General features: G+C 65.5%; 12 protein-coding genes. 6 read left to right on the forward strand and 6 right to left on the reverse strand.

Annotation, left to right across the window (positions count from 1 at the left end; all coding sequences use genetic code 11):
• Window positions 1-60 precede the first annotated feature (60 nt).
• Window positions 61-1,740, reverse strand: a complete 1,680-nt coding sequence (metG, locus tag AB7008_RS06185) for a methionine--tRNA ligase (RefSeq protein ID WP_441258638.1) — start codon at window positions 1,738-1,740, stop codon at window positions 61-63.
• Between the two features lie 275 nt (window positions 1,741-2,015).
• Between metG and AB7008_RS06190 the strand changes: the two genes are divergently transcribed.
• Window positions 2,016-2,207, forward strand: coding sequence for a DUF1192 domain-containing protein (locus AB7008_RS06190; RefSeq protein WP_441258639.1), 192 nt, complete (start codon window positions 2,016-2,018; stop codon window positions 2,205-2,207).
• A 361-nt stretch (window positions 2,208-2,568) separates the two neighbouring features.
• On the opposite strand, the gene AB7008_RS06195 is transcribed toward AB7008_RS06190, so the two are convergent.
• The gene (locus AB7008_RS06195) at window positions 2,569-2,718 is read right to left on the reverse strand and encodes a hypothetical protein (RefSeq protein WP_441258640.1); all 150 of its coding nucleotides are present in this window, start codon (window positions 2,716-2,718) and stop codon (window positions 2,569-2,571) included.
• A 51-nt stretch (window positions 2,719-2,769) separates the two neighbouring features.
• Between AB7008_RS06195 and rcdA the strand changes: the two genes are divergently transcribed.
• Complete coding sequence (rcdA, locus tag AB7008_RS06200) at window positions 2,770-3,279, forward strand: protease adaptor protein RcdA (protein ID WP_014498161.1); 510 nt, start codon at window positions 2,770-2,772, stop codon at window positions 3,277-3,279.
• Window positions 3,280-3,487: 208 nt separating this feature from the next.
• On the opposite strand, the gene rpmE is transcribed toward rcdA, so the two are convergent.
• On the reverse strand, window positions 3,488-3,715 hold the full coding sequence (gene rpmE / locus AB7008_RS06205; protein ID WP_008137002.1) for a 50S ribosomal protein L31: 228 nt from the start codon (window positions 3,713-3,715) through the stop codon (window positions 3,488-3,490).
• 200 nt (window positions 3,716-3,915) lie between these two features.
• On the opposite strand from rpmE, the gene AB7008_RS06210 reads away from it, so the two are divergent.
• Complete coding sequence (locus AB7008_RS06210; RefSeq protein ID WP_304492780.1) at window positions 3,916-5,760, forward strand: ABC transporter ATP-binding protein/permease; 1,845 nt, start codon at window positions 3,916-3,918, stop codon at window positions 5,758-5,760.
• 177 nt (window positions 5,761-5,937) lie between these two features.
• Here the strand turns inward: AB7008_RS06210 and AB7008_RS06215 are convergent, their stop codons facing one another.
• From AB7008_RS06215 to AB7008_RS06225, 3 genes are all read right to left on the reverse strand, one after another.
• Window positions 5,938-6,384 carry a GNAT family N-acetyltransferase gene (locus AB7008_RS06215; protein ID WP_304492781.1) on the reverse strand — a complete coding sequence of 149 codons (447 nt, stop codon included), beginning with the start codon at window positions 6,382-6,384 and terminating at the stop codon, window positions 5,938-5,940.
• Window positions 6,384-7,412 (reverse strand): peptidoglycan -binding protein, encoded by a 1,029-nt coding sequence (locus AB7008_RS06220; RefSeq protein WP_014498158.1) that lies wholly within the window; start codon window positions 7,410-7,412, stop codon window positions 6,384-6,386. Before AB7008_RS06220 ends, AB7008_RS06215 begins: the two co-directional genes overlap by 1 nt.
• Window positions 7,413-7,565: 153 nt before the next feature.
• Window positions 7,566-8,588 carry a flagellar motor protein MotA gene (locus tag AB7008_RS06225; protein WP_304492782.1) on the reverse strand — a complete coding sequence of 341 codons (1,023 nt, stop codon included), beginning with the start codon at window positions 8,586-8,588 and terminating at the stop codon, window positions 7,566-7,568.
• 383 nt (window positions 8,589-8,971) lie between these two features.
• On the opposite strand from AB7008_RS06225, the gene AB7008_RS06230 reads away from it, so the two are divergent.
• The 3 genes from AB7008_RS06230 (at window position 8,972) to AB7008_RS06240 (ending at window position 14,591) form a co-directional block, all read left to right on the forward strand.
• Window positions 8,972-10,000 (forward strand): SAM-dependent methyltransferase, encoded by a 1,029-nt coding sequence (locus AB7008_RS06230; protein ID WP_304492783.1) that lies wholly within the window; start codon window positions 8,972-8,974, stop codon window positions 9,998-10,000.
• A 232-nt stretch (window positions 10,001-10,232) separates the two neighbouring features.
• Window positions 10,233-11,426 carry an efflux RND transporter periplasmic adaptor subunit gene (locus tag AB7008_RS06235; RefSeq protein WP_304492784.1) on the forward strand — a complete coding sequence of 398 codons (1,194 nt, stop codon included), beginning with the start codon at window positions 10,233-10,235 and terminating at the stop codon, window positions 11,424-11,426.
• Window positions 11,427-11,432: 6 nt separating this feature from the next.
• The gene (locus AB7008_RS06240) at window positions 11,433-14,591 is read left to right on the forward strand and encodes a multidrug efflux RND transporter permease subunit (RefSeq protein WP_304492785.1); all 3,159 of its coding nucleotides are present in this window, start codon (window positions 11,433-11,435) and stop codon (window positions 14,589-14,591) included.
• The last annotated feature ends 81 nt before the right edge of the window (window positions 14,592-14,672 follow it).

A 14,672-nucleotide genomic window follows, 5' to 3' on the forward strand; every position in this document is an offset into this window, starting at 1 on the left:
CCTTGGATGAATGAATTCGGCGGATGGCATATCGCCTTTTTCCGCCGAAGTGAAACGACATTAAGGCCCGAACCGCGCCGCCAGATGGCCTGCTCTTTCGGGAGAGATTTTTTCGACCAGCGGACCGATCGGCGCGATCGCCGTGCCGGCACCGCCATCGAGCAGGTCCGCGATTGGGCCACGGGGCCAGCGTGGCGCGGCATCTTCGCCACCGAAGGCGTGCAGCACGTTTTCCGACAGGCCGGGCACGATGCTCCACGCCAGCACGGCGCAGGTGCGGACCAGATTGAGGCCTGTTCGCGTCACGATCGCCGCGCGAAGCCGATCGGACTTGATGGCTGTCCACGGCGCGGCATGCTGCAGGTACGCGTTCGCTACATCCCAGATCGCGCGCGTCGCGGCGGCCGCTGCACGAAACTCGAGCGCCTCGTGATGCCGTCGCAGCGTCGCGATACGCTGCTCCAGTTCCCGTGCGAGCAGGTGCTCGGCCTCGTCAGGAGCGCCGCCTTCCGGAATCCGGCCGTCGAAGGCCCGATGGGCAAAGCTGACAATGCGATTGACGAGGTTGCCGAAGATGTCGGCGAGATCCTTGTTCACGTCGGCGACGAACCTGGCAACGTTGAAATCGGTGTCGGCGGTCTCGGGCGCGTTGGCGATCAGCCACCAGCGCCAGAGATCGGCGGGCAATTCCTCCAGGGCCTGGTCGGTAAAGATGCCCCGATTGCGGCTGGTCGAGAACTTGCCGCCCTCGTAATTGAGCCAGTGGAATCCCTTGATTACGTCCACGCTCTTCCAGGGCTCGTTCGAGCCGATCAGCGTCGCCGGGAAGCTCACGGTGTGGAACGGGATGTTGTCCTTGCCGAGGAACTGGACGTAGCGGACGTCATCGGCCTGCCACCACCATTTTCGCCAGTCGCGGCCCGGCGCGGCGGCGGCCCATTCCTGGGTGGCGGCGATGTAACCGATCGGCGCGTCGAACCAGACATAGAAGACCTTGTCGGCGAATCCCTGTCGCGGAACCGGGATGCCCCAGGCCAGATCGCGCGTGATGCAGCGATCGCGCAGATCGGCTGTCAGCCAGCCTTTCGCGGTCGACACCACGAAGGAAGGCCAGCCGGAGCGGCTGTCGATCCACGCGCTCAACGCTCCGACAAGCTGCGACTGGCGCAGGAACAGATGGCGGCTTTCGCGGACCTCCAGCGCCCGGTCGCCCGACAGCGCGGATCGCGGGTCGATCAGTTCGGGCGGATCGAGCAGCGCGCCACACCGATCACATTGATCACCGCGCGCGGACGGGTCGCCGCAATGCGGGCAGGTGCCGAGCACGTAGCGGTCCGGCAGGAAGCGGCCGTCCGTGGGTGACCAGACCTGCGGCAACTTACGTTCCTCGATCAATCCGGCATCGTCGAGCCTGCGATAGAAGTGCTGCGTCAGAGCGCTGTTCTGTGGCGAGCTGGTTCGCCCGAAATGGTCGAAGGAAAGGCCGAACCGGCGGTAGATGTCGGCCTGGATTGCATGCTGCGCATCGCAGAAAGTGCGGACATCCTGTCCGGCGCGAACGGCGCCGAGCTCAGCCGGCGTGCCGTGCTCGTCGGTGGCGCAGATGAACAGCACGTCGTCGTCGATCTGCCGCCTGAAGCGGGCATGGACATCGGCGGGGAGGAGCGAGCCTATGAGATTGCCGAGATGCTTGACGCCGTTCACGTAGGGAAGGGCGCTGGTGATGAGAATTTTGGTCATGACTGCGGTCTTTCGCGTTTGGTGATGCCGACCGACGAAAAATCAAAAGCCCTCCCGCATGATCGGAAGGGCTTGGGGTCGGCTCATGCCTCACGCGCGTGGACGCGCGCTTATCCCGTCCGGTCAACCTCCTTGCGGTTGGGCCGGGGCATTCGCGTCAGGTGTTGCGCGCTCGCGAAAGTCACTGCAAATTCTCCTTGTGGAGAAGCGATACCATTTCGGCTCGGAAAGCGCCAGATCGGCGTCGTTCAGGACAGGACTGCCCGGGAGGACACATGGCCATCGAGGACGACGACAAGCCGCGCAAGAAGGTCAGCCATGAAATCGGACAGGATCTCTCACTCCTGTCAGTCGAGGAACTGACCGAGCGCGTGGCGCTGCTCAACACCGAGATCGCAAGGCTCGATGAAGCCGCCACCAAGAAGCGCGCCTCGCGCGATGCGGCGGATAGTTTTTTCAAGAAGTAGACTTCGACAGAGTAACGCGAGCCGCTTCCACGGCGTCGTGGCCGGGCTCGTCCCGGCCATCCACGTTTTCTTTCCAACAACGACGAAGAACGTGGATGCCCGGGACAAGCCCGGGCATGACGGATAGATTCTTCCACGGTGCACTGAACTTCCACCGTCATTCCGGGCGGCGCTACGCGCGCCCCGGAATGACATCGGAAGGTTTGTTCCGCAGCGCACTCGGCCAGTGACCGACATGGCTAACGGACTCTCAAAAAATTAGCTCGTTTACTTCCAATTAAGCTTTCGGGTTTATGACTGGAACTGTCCTCGTTTGGACACCGAGTGGCTCCTGTCCACTCTGTTTGACGCCTCCCTGTTATCAACTTTCAAAGCCGCCGGTCTCCGGCGGCTCTTTTTTTGCCTTTTTTGGGTCTCGTTCCGGTTGAATTCCGAGGAAAGACGCGCGGAAACCATATCCGCGCTTGTCGCTGGACTCCGCGTCCCGCCCGCGCAATGATTTGTTCATCATAAGCCGGCGCCAAAGCCGGACAGTCAGGCAGTTGCGTAAGGGGCGTTAACCATGGAACGTTTGCAAGCCGAAGGTGCTCTCGTTCAACTCAGCGAGCGGTTCACCAATTCTGCGGCGTTCAGCGTCCTGTTCCGTGAAGGCATGGACCTGGTCGAAGAGACCGCCGCCTATCTCGACGGCGCCGGCCGCGCCGAGGCCAAGGCGCTCGATCGCGCCGTCAGCCTCACCTATGCGACCGAGAGCATGCGCCTGACCACCCGCCTGATGCAGCTTGCCTCCTGGCTGCTGCTGCACCGCGCCGTGAAGGAAGGCGAGATGACGCTGAGCCAGGCCAATCGCGAGAAGACCAAGGTCAAGCTCACCGCCGCCGATCCCGGCCCGTCCGACACCGTCGAGAAGCTGCCCTCGCAGCTCCAGGACCTGATCCATCGCTCGATGAGCCTTCAGACCCGCGTGCGCCGCCTCGACACAACCATTCACACCCCGCCGGTCGAATACGTGGCGATCGGCAACCCGCTGGTGCCGCAGCTCAACGCGCTGAAGGCCGCGTTCGAGCGGTAATCGATTTCGAACCGTCACCCTGAGGTGGCCGCTTCTTCAGCGGCCCTCGAAGGGCGACGGCCCGACTGTGGCCGCTCATCCTTCGAGGCTCCCCTTGCGATGCTTCGCATCGCAAGCTTCGCACCTCAGGATGACGGGTTTGGACCCACAAACAAAAACGCCCCCGGTCTCACCGGGGGCGTTTTTCGTCTCCAGCCTTGCGGCGGGATCAATCCTTTTTGAGAAAGCCCGAAAACTTCTTCTGGAAGCGGGAGACGCGGCCGCCGCGATCCAGCATCTGGGCGTTGCCGCCGGTCCAGGCCGGATGCGACTTCGGGTCGATGTCGAGGTTCAGCGTGTCGCCTTCCTTGCCCCAGGTGGAGCGGGTCAGGTACTCGGTTCCGTCGGTCATCACGACCTTAATCGTATGATAATTCGGATGAATTTCGGCTTTCATGGCAATTCCTCGGCGCCCGGCGCCTGTCTTGAGTGGCTATCGAATGACGGATTTGGCGGGGTCTATACCCCACAGGCCCCTTTAAAACAAGCCATTGTGGGCAAAGGAGAACCGGGCCGTTCCCTAAGGGACATCCCGGATTTGCCACTCCCCCCGCAGCGGCCTATGTGGAGTTCATCTGTCTCCTTGGGTCCGATCTCATGAGCGCTGTGGAACGGCTTGACGACCAATACCGCGACAAGCATGCCGCGCCTGAGGCCCCGTCGATCGAAGCCGAGTTGATCGAGACGCCGGCGAAGGGCCGCGCGAAGCTGCGGCCGCTGCTGGCGCTCGCGCCCTATGTGGCCCGCTATCGCGGCCGCGCGGCACTCGCCTTCGTCGCGCTCACGATCGCGGCGCTGACCACGCTGCTGGTGCCCGTCGCTGTGAGGCGGATGATCGATTTCGGCCTGACGCCGGAAGGCATCGCGCTGATCAACAGCTACTTCTCGGTGATGATCGCGGTGGTCGCCGTGCTCGCGCTTGCCAGCGCCTCGCGATACTACCTCGTGATGACGATCGGCGAGCGCATCGTCGCCGACCTCCGGCGCGACGTCTTCGCCCATCTGCTCTCGCTCTCGCCGGCCTTCTTCGATTCCGCGCGCAGCGGTGAGCTGGTGTCGCGGCTCACGGCCGACACCACCCAGATCAAGTCCGCGGTCGGCGCCTCCGTCTCGATCGCGCTGCGCAATCTCATGATGTTCTTCGGCGCGGCGGCGATGATGGTGATCACCAGCCCGCGCCTGTCCGGCTTTGTGCTGCTCGCCATTCCCCTGATCGTGCTGCCGCTGGTCGCGTTCGGGCGCTGGGTGCGGCGTCTGTCGCGCAACGCGCAGGACACGCTGGCCGATGCGTCCGCCTATGCGGGCGAGCTGGTCGGCGCCATCCGCACCGTGCAGGCCTATACCAGCGAAGGGCTCGCCGAGAAGCGTTTCGGCGGCGAGGTCGAACAGGCCTATGAGGCCGCGCGCACCTCGACGCAGGCCCGCGCCGTGCTCACCGCCATCGTCATCTTCATCGTGTTCGCAAGCGTGGTCGCGATCCTCTGGATCGGCTCGCATGACGTCCTGATCGGCACGATCTCGCCGGGCCGGCTCGGCCAGTTCGTGCTCTATGCGGCCTTCGCCGCGGCCGGCCTCGGCCAGCTCAGCGAGGTCTGGGGCGAGGTCTCGGCCGCCTCCGGCGCCGCCGAGCGCCTGTTCGAGATCCTGCATGTGCAGCCCGAGATCACCGCGCCGGCGTCACCGCGCGCGCTGCCGGTGCCGGCGCGCGGCGAGGTCGGCTTCGACCAGGTCAGCTTCGCTTATCCGGCGCGGCCCCACGTCAATGTGCTCGATGCCGTGTCGTTCACCGTGCGCCCCGGCGAGAAGGTCGCGATCGTCGGCCCCTCAGGCGCCGGCAAGAGCACCATCTTTCATCTCCTGCTGCGCTTCTACGACCCGCGGAGCGGCGCAATCTCCCTCGACGGCGTGCCGGTCAAATCCGCGGACCCGCGCGATTTCCGCTTGCGCATCGCACTGGTGCCGCAGGAATCCAACGTGTTTGCCGCGAGCGCCCGCGAGAACATCCGCTTCGGCCGGCCCGATGCGACCGATGCCGAGGTCGAGCGCGCCGCCGAGCTCGCGCATGCCGCCGAATTCATCCGCCGCCTGCCCGAAGGTTTCGAGACCCCGCTCGGCGAGCGTGGCGTCACGCTCTCCGGCGGCCAGCGCCAGCGCATCGCCATCGCCCGCGCCATCCTGCGCGATGCGCCGCTCTTGCTGCTCGATGAAGCCACCTCCGCGCTCGACGCCGAAAGCGAGACACTGGTGCAGACCGCGCTCGAGGAGCTGATGAGCCACCGCACCACGCTGGTGATCGCGCACCGGCTCGCCACCGTGCTGTCCTGCGACCGCATCCTGGTGATGGACCATGGCAAGATCGTCGAGCAGGGCACGCACGCGGAGCTCGTTGCTGCGAACGGGCTCTATGCGAGGCTCGCGAGGCTTCAGTTCGAGGGGGCGTGAGGGGCGGCTGCTCCAAATTCAGTGTCGTCCCGGCGAAGGCCGGGACCCATAACCACAGGGAGAAGTTTGGCGGAGGCTCGTCGTGAAGAGTCTTCCCGCGGAACGACCACCTGCGCCTATCGATAAATCACGCGGTATGGGTCCCGGCCTTCGCCGGGACGACAGCGGAGAGAATATCTACGGCTTCCACACCATCTTCAGCACCGGCCGTCCCGAGGTCGGGTTCAGATCCTCGCCGGCACGGGCAAACCCGTTGCGCTCGTAGAATCGGATGGCGCGGGCATTGTCCTTGTTGACGAGCAGCGTGACGCCTGATGGTGACAGGCGCTTGGCCTCATCCACCAGCAGCCGCGCCGCATCCGAGCCCCAGTGCGCGGGATCGACCACGAGCTGGTCGAGATAGCCTTCGCCGTCGATGGTGACGAAGCCGGTCAGCACGCCGTCCGCTTCCGAGACCACGATCGAGGCTTTCGGCACCAGATCCTTGCGCCAGCGCTCGCGCCACCAGTCCAGCCGCGCGGCGAAATCGATCTGCGGATAGGCCTGCTGCCAGGTGCGATGCCAGAGGTCGATCGCGGCGGCTTCGTCCTCGGCGCGGTAGGGGCGGAGGTGGAGGGCGCTCACTACCGCTCCGTCAGCTTCAGCTCGATGCGGCGGTTGCGCTTGTAGGCCTCTTCCGTGTTGGCGGTGTCGAGCGGCTGGAATTCGCCGAAGCCGGCGGCGACGAGGCGCTGGGCGGGCACGCCGAGCGAGATCAGGTATTGCACCACCGAGATCGAGCGCGCCGCGGATAGGTCCCAGTTCGACTTGAAGTTCGCGCCGCTGACCGGGCGCAAATCGGTGTGGCCGTCGACGCGCAGCACCCAGGGGATTTCGCTCGGGATCTTCTTGTCGAGATCGATCAGCGCGGTCGCCAGTGTGTCGAGCTCGGCGCGGCCTTCCGGCAGCAAGGTCGCCTGTCCGGTGTCGAAGAACACTTCGGACTGGAACACGAAGCGGTCGCCGACGATGCGGATGTCAGGACGGTTGCCGAGGATGGCGCGCAGGCGGCCGAAGAACTCCGAGCGATAACGCGATAATTCCTGCACGCGCTGCGCCAAGGCAACATTCAGGCGGGATCCGAGATCGGCGATGCGGTTCTGCGATTCCTTGTCGCGCTTCTCGCTGGCATCGAGCGCCTCCTCCAGCGCCGCCAGTTGCCGCCGCAGCGCGCTGATCTGCTGGTTCAGCACCTCGATCTGCGCCAGCGCCCGCGCCGAGACCGCCTTCTCCGAGTCCAGCGCCTTGCCGAGCTCGGTGGTCTTGCCCTGGGCGTCGTTACCGGCGGCGGCGAGGCCGTCATAGAGACCCTTGATGCGATCGCGCTCGGTCTCGGCCGAGGCGAGGCCCGCTTTCAATTGCGAGACCTGGTCGTCGAGCGTGAGCTTGCCGAGCTTCTCCAGCGACAGGAGCTCGTTGAGCTGGGCGATCTTGGCGTTGAGCTGCTCCAGAGCCTTGTCCTTGCCGGTGACCTCCTGCGACAGGAAGAACTGCACGACCAGGAACACCGACAGCAGGAACACGATCGACAGCACCAGTGTCGACAGCGCGTCGACGAATCCCGGCCAGTAGTTGAAGCCGGTTTCGCTGCGGCGGCCGCGGGCTAGAGCCATGTCGTCGATCTCCACTCTCGTGTCCCGGACGCGCTGCAGCGTGAAGCGCTGCTGCGCAGAGCCGGGACCCATTCCTTCGTTTCTCTGGGCCCCGGCTCAGCAGCGCATCACTTCGTGCTGCGCCGCGTCCGGGGCACGATATCTTCGCTGTCGCTAGCCCTTCTCCGGCTGGCGCGCGATGCGCTCCAGCAGGCGGCGGATCTCGCGGTTCTGCTCGCCCTGGCCGTCGGCCCATTCGCGGATCATCTGCTGCTCGGTCCGCATGTGCGAGACCAGCGCCTGGATGGCTTCGGCAAGGCTCGCCATTGCCGCCGTGGTGCCGCGGCTGGCGCTGCCTTCCTCAAGCACGGAGCGCAACCGCTCGACGGCGGCCTGGAGCTCGCCGCTGGCAACGCCGCCGCCGCCACCGGCTGCGACCGCAACCTCGCCGTGGCCATATTCGCGCACGGTGGTGGCGAGCCAGTCTTCGAGGTCGGTGTAGAAGCGGTTCTGGGCCTGGCTCGATTGCAGATCGAGGAAGCCGAGGATCAGCGAGCCGGCGAGGCCGAACAGCGAGCTGGAGAACGAGATGCCCATGCCGCCGAGCGGGGCGGCGAGGCCCTCCTTCAGCGTGTCGAACAGGGCGCCGGAATCGCTCCCGACCTTGAGTCCGTCGATCACCTTGCCGACCGAGCCGACCGTCTCGATCAGGCCCCAGAAGGTGCCGAGCAGACCGAGGAAGACCAGCAGGCCGGTCATGTAGCGGGAGATGTCCCGGGCCTCGTCCAGGCGGGTCGCGATCGAATCGAGCAGGTGCCGCATGGTGGTCTGGGTGATCGTCATCCGCCCAGTGCGCTCGCCGCCGAGGATCATGGCCATCGGCGCCAGCAGTTTCGGGTGCCGGGACGGCGCCAGGCCGGGATCGGCGATGCGGAAATTGTTGACCCAGGAGACTTCGGGGTAGAGCCGGATCACCTGGCGGAAGGCCAGGATGATGCCGATGAACAGCACGCCGCCGATCAGGGCATTGAGGCCGGGATTGGCGAAGAAGGCCAGGATGATCTGCTTGTAGAGCACCACGCCGACCAGGGTGCACAGCACCAGAAAGACCAGCATCCGCACCAGGAAAACGCTGGGTGAGGATAGCTTGGTATATTCGATATCGATGGGGGAGCGGGGCGAGGCGCCTGGCGGCATGGCCGGTATCATCCGTTAGGAACTTGCTTGCGGGGCGCACTATGGCACAGCGGCAGCCCAAAAAAAGCGCCGGATGTGCCGATTTCGTGGAGAGCTCTCGGAACCCAAAGCCGAAACCGCGCTTTGATAGAGGCGCAATTTGCAAAACTTCGGCATTCCGCAGGCTTGGGTCGGACTTTTTGCATGGTGACGAATCCTGGGGGGCTGGCCGTCATCGCGCTCTTGCTCGCGGTCCGGATGGCGCTCGCCCGGGTGGCGCGGCAGCAGCAGCCGCTCGGTCGAACCCGTCTGGACATCGGAGCCCGCCGGGCGGGTGGCAACGCCCGAGCCTGTCCGTTCCTTCCGCCGCCACCACAACGAGACCTGATCAACGGAGTGGTCGCATGAGCGTCGTTTCCGCGATCTTCGGGACTGCCGAACGCGTGCCGCTGCCGGATGTCGTGATCCGTGCCGCGATCCAGCGCCTGTGCTCGCGCACGGCGATGCGCATGTCCGCGCTGGGCGCGGCCGACGATGCCGCCTTCGCCGGGCGGATGATCCTGCGGCCGATCGCCGGGGACGCGGATGCCGTCAATGCCGGGCATGACGAGGTGCCCGCGGCGTTCTTTGCGGAGGTGCTCGGCCCCAACCGCAACTATTCGTCCTGCTTCTACAAGTCCGATGCGAGCACGCTGCAGGAGGCGGAGGAGGAGGCGCTGCGCCAGACCGTCGAGCACGCCGGTCTCGCCGACGGCCAGACCATCCTCGAGCTCGGCTGCGGCTGGGGCTCGCTGTCGCTATGGATGGCGCGGCGGTTCCCGCACGCGAAAGTGACGGCGGTGTCGAACTCGCAGGCCCAGCGCGCCTATGTCGAGGAGCAGGCGCGGCTGCGCGGGCTGTTGAACCTGCGCGTGGTCGCCGCGGACATGAACGTGTTCGCGCCCGACGGGCAGTTCGATCGCATCGTCTCGGTCGAGATGTTCGAGCAGATGATGAACTGGCGCAAGCTGATGACGCGCGTGCGGTCCTGGCTCGCGCCTGACGGGCGCTTCTTCATGCACATCGTCACCCATCGTTCCGGCTCTCATCTGTTCGACCGCGCCAATCGCGAGGACTGGATCGCGCAGCATGTCTTCATGGATGGATTGATGCCGAGCCATCACCTCGTCAGGCAATTCGGCGACGTCTTCAGGATCGAGAAGGAATGGTGCTGGAGCGGAACGCATTATCAGCGCACCGCGAACGACTGGCTCGCCAATTTCGATGCGCATCGCGATACGATCGAAGCGTCCCTGCGCAACGTCCACGGCGAGGAGACCGCTTTGTGGATGCGACGCTGGCGCTGGTTCTTCCTCGCGACATCAGGGCTGTTCGGCTACGCCGATGGCAGCGAATGGGGCGTCAGCCACTACCGGATGAAGGCCCCCGGGTAATTGCGATCTTGTGTCGCAGCACGCCGCGATGGAACCCGATTCACAATCCGGTGAGTCCCGAAAAGCGCCCTGAACTCAGCAGGATAGGTCATGTGGCATTGAGCCGCCCACGCAATGCGTTGCGTCGCAGCAACTACGTTCTATTTTGACGGCATCAGCCGCGTGGAATCGCCCAGAACGGGCTCGTGCGGAGCGTGATTTCAGTTTCAACAACATCGGGGCGCTTAACTTCATGTCAGGACTTCGCGCGCGATCGGCATGCGTTGCAATGATGCTCGCGGCCTTTACGCCGCTGCTCGCGGGCTGCGACGAATCCGTCTCTGCGGTGTCCGCTGCCCAGCCCGCCGACCCTGACGTCAGCGTCGTCATCGTCAAGCCGCAGCCGCGCGCCGTAGTGCGCGAGCTGCCGGGCCGCATCGCGCCGACGCGCGTCTCCGACGTGCGGCCGCGTATCTCCGGCATCGTGGTCGAGCGCCTGTTCCGTCAGGGCAGCGAGGTGAAGGCGGGCGATGCGCTCTATCGCATCGATCCGCGTCCGTTCGAGGTCGAGGTGATGGCCAGCGAGGCGGCCGTCGCCAAGGCCGAGGCCGCGCTGATGCAGGCGAGACAGCAGGCGCACCGCATCGCCACCCTCACCAAGGATCGCGCTGCCCCGGAAGCCGAGAACGAGAAGGCGATCGCGGCCGAGCGTCAGGCCCATGCCGAGGTCGAAGGCCGCAACGCCGAACTCGCGCGCGCAAAACTCAATCTCGACTATGCCACCGTGCGCGCGCCGATCGACGGCGTCGTCGGTGCGGCGCTGGTCAGCGAGGGCGCGCTCGCGGTGCAGAACGAGACCAATCTTGCCACCATCCAGCAGCTCGATCCGATCTATGCCGACTTCACCCAGTCGGTGACCGAGCTCAACCAGCTCCGCCGCGCCTTCGAGAGCGGCGACCTCGAGCGCATCGCGGCCGATGCCGCCAAGGTGCGCCTCGTGCTCGACGACAACACCCTCTATTCGCTCGACGGCAAGCTGCTGTTCTCGGATGCCAAGGTCGATGCCCATACCGGCCAGGTGACCTTGCGCGGCGAGTTCCGCAATCCCAAGCGCGAGCTGCTGCCGGGCATGTATGTCCGCGTCCGGATCGACCAGGGTCTCGACAGCGACGCGATCGCGGTGCCGCAGCAGGCGATCCAGCGCAACGGCGGCGGCGGCAGCGAGGTGTTCGTCGTCAAGGACGACAATCACATCGCCGTGCAACCGGTCCGCACGGGGTCGGTGCAGGACGGACTCTGGTTCGTGACCGAAGGCCTCAAGGCCGGCGACAAGGTCGTGGTCGAAGGCTTCCAGAAGTTCGCCGCGGGCGACAAGGTCAAGCCGCAACCCTGGTCGGAAGCGGATGCGACCGCGGACAACCGGCACGCCCAGCAGGTCACGCGGTAACGCGCCATGGCGAGCTTCTTCATCGACAGGCCGATCTTCGCCTGGGTGGTCGCGCTGTTCATCTGCTTGATCGGCGCGATCGCGGTGCCGCTGCTGCCGATCGCGCAATATCCGATCATCGCGCCGCCCTCGATCTCGATCTCGACCAGCTATCCTGGCGCCTCGCCCGAAAACCTCTACAACAGCGTCACCCGGCTGATCGAGGAGGAGCTCAACGGCGCCTCCGGCATCCTCAATTTCGAATCGACCAGCGACTCGCTCGGTCAGGTCGAGATCATCGCCAATTTCCAGCCGGGCACCGATACCAGCGCCGCCTCCGTCGAGGTGCAGAACCGCATCAAGCGCGTCGAAGCGCGGCTGCCGCGCGCGGTGATCCAGCAGGGCATCCTGATCGAGGAAGCCTCGAGTGCCGTGCTCCAGATCATCACGCTGAACTCGACCGACGGCAGCCTCGACGAAGTCGGCCTCGGCGACTTCATGATCCGCAACGTGCTCGGCGAGATCCGCCGCATCCCCGGCGTCGGCCGCGCCACGCTCTATTCGACCGAACGCAGCTTGCGCGTCTGGGTCGATCCGGCAAAGCTCGTCGGCTACGGGCTGACCGCGGACGACGTCAACAAGGCGATCGCCGCGCAGAACGCACAGGTCGCTTCGGGCAGCATCGGCGCCGAGCCGTCGACCGCGAGCCAGCGCACCTCCTCGCTGGTGCTGGTCAAGGGCCAGCTCTCGTCCCCGGACGAATTCGGTTCCATCATCCTGCGCGCCAATGCCGACGGTTCGACCGTGCGGTTGCGCGACGTCGCACGTATCGAGGTCGGCGGCCTCAGCTACCAGTTCAACACGCGCCTGAACGGCAAGCCGACCGCGGGCCTCTCCGTGCTGATGTCGCCGACCGGCAACGCGCTGGCGACCGCGAGCGCGGTCGAGGAGAAGATGAAGGAGCTGTCGCGCTTCTTCCCGGCCAACATCTCCTACGAGATTCCCTACAACATCACGCCCGTGGTCGAGGCCTCGATCAAGAAGGTGCTGACGACGCTGGTCGAAGCCGTGGTGCTGGTGTTCGTGGTGATGTTCCTGTTCCTGCAGAACATCCGCTACACCATCATCCCGACCATCGTGGTGCCCGTGGCGCTGCTGGGCGCGTGCACCGCGCTGCTGCTCGCCGGCTATTCCATCAACATGCTCTCGATGTTCGGCATGGTGCTCGCGGTCGGCATCCTCGTCGACGACGCCATCGTCGTGGTCGAGAACGTCGAGCGCATCATGTCCGAGGAAGGCCTGCCGCCGAAGGAAGCGACGCGGAAGGCGATGGCGCAGATATCGGGCGCCATCATCGGCATCACGCTGGTGCTGATGGCCGTGTTCGTGCCGATGGCGTTCTTCCCCGGCTCGGTCGGCATCATCTACCGCCAGTTCTCGGTGACCATGGTCGCCGCGATCGGCTTCTCCGCCTTCCTCGCGCTGTCGCTGACGCCGGCGCTGTGCGCGACCCTGCTCAAGCCCGTCGCCGCCGGCCACGGCCATGCGAAGCGGGGCGTGTTCGGCTGGTTCAACCGCATGCTCGAAGGCGGCAAGGAGGGCTATTCCCGCACCGTCGGCTTCTCGCTGAAGCGGACCGGCCGCCTGATGATGGTCTATGTCGCGCTGCTGGTCGGTCTCTCCTGGGCCTTCGTCAGCCTGCCCGGCGGCTTCCTGCCGATCGACGACCAGGGCTTCGTCACCACCGACGTGCAGACGCCGTCGGATTCGTCGTATCCCCGCACCGAGGCCGTCATCGAGAAGGTCGAGAAATATCTCGCCGAGCGGCCGGGTGTGAAGGATGTCACCTTCCTCACCGGCTTCAGCTTCTCCGGCCAGGGCATGAACACCGCGCAGGCCTTCATCACGCTGAAGGACTGGTCGGAGCGCGGGCCGAAGGACTCCGCCGCCGCGATCGTCAACGACATCAACCGCGATCTGTCGTCGTCGATCCGCGATGCAAAGATCTCCGCGCTCCAGCCGCCGCCGATCGACAATCTCGGCAACTCCTCGGGCTTCTCGTTCCGTCTCCAGGACCGCGGCCAGAAAGGCTATCCGGCATTGATGCGCGCCGCCGACCAGCTGATCGCGGAGGCCAATGCCAGCCCGGTGCTGCAGAAGGTCTACATCGAGGGCCTGCCCGAGGCCGGCGTGGTCAATCTCGTGATCGACCGCGAGAAGGCCGGCGCCTTCGGCGTCACCTTCGAGGACATCAACAACACGATCTCGACCAATCTCGGCTCGAACTACATCAACGACTTCCCGAACCGCGGCCGCATGCAGCGCGTCGTGGTGCAGGCGGATGCCCGCGACCGCATGCGGACCGAGGACATTCTCAACTACAACGTCAAGAACAGCCGTGGCCAGCTCGTGCCGTTCTCCTCTTTCGCCACGGTCGAATGGGCGCGCGGCCCGACGCAGATCGCGGGCTTCAATTACTATCCGGCTGTGCGCATCTCCGGCGAGGCGAGACCCGGCTTCACCTCGGGCGACGCGATCGCCGAGATGGAGCGGCTCGCCGGCAAATTGCCGCGGGGCTTCGGCTATGAATGGACCGGACAGTCGCTCCAGGAAAAGCTGTCGGGCTCGCAGGCGCCGTTCCTGCTGGCGCTGTCGGTGTTCGTGGTGTTCCTGTGTCTTGCCGCGCTCTACGAGAGCTGGACCATTCCGCTCGCGGTGCTGCTCACGGTGCCGCTCGGCATCGTCGGCGCGGTGGCCGCGGCGATGCTGCGCGGCCTGCCCAACGACGTCTATTTCACCGTCGGGCTGATCACCATCATCGGCCTCGCGGCAAAGGACGCGATCCTGATCATCGAGTTCGCCAAGGATCTGCGGAAAGAGGGCAAGCCGCTGGTGGAAGCCACCATCGAGGCCTGCCGCCTGCGCTTCCGCCCGATCCTGATGACCGGCCTTGCCTTCATCTGCGGCGTGCTGCCGATGGCGATTGCGCACGGCGCCGGCGGCGCCAGCCAGCAGGCGCTCGGCAGCATCGTGATGGGCGGCATGATCGCAGTGGTGATCCTGGCGCTGCTGATGGTGCCGGTGTTCTTCGTCTCGGTGCAGCGCGTGCTGGCCGGGGACCGGGAGCCGAAGGCGGCGAAGGACGGCGAGGTGTATGGGCCGCCGGCACCGGCTAGGTCGAGGTAATATATTGCGTCGTTCGCATCGGGGATAATTGCGATCCCCTATCGCCCAAAGTTGGTCAGGCTTCTTGCTGGATCGCTCGTA

It is taken from the genome of Bradyrhizobium sp. 521_C7_N1_3 (genome assembly GCF_052075975.1).
Classification (GTDB): domain Bacteria; phylum Pseudomonadota; class Alphaproteobacteria; order Rhizobiales; family Xanthobacteraceae; genus Bradyrhizobium; species Bradyrhizobium japonicum.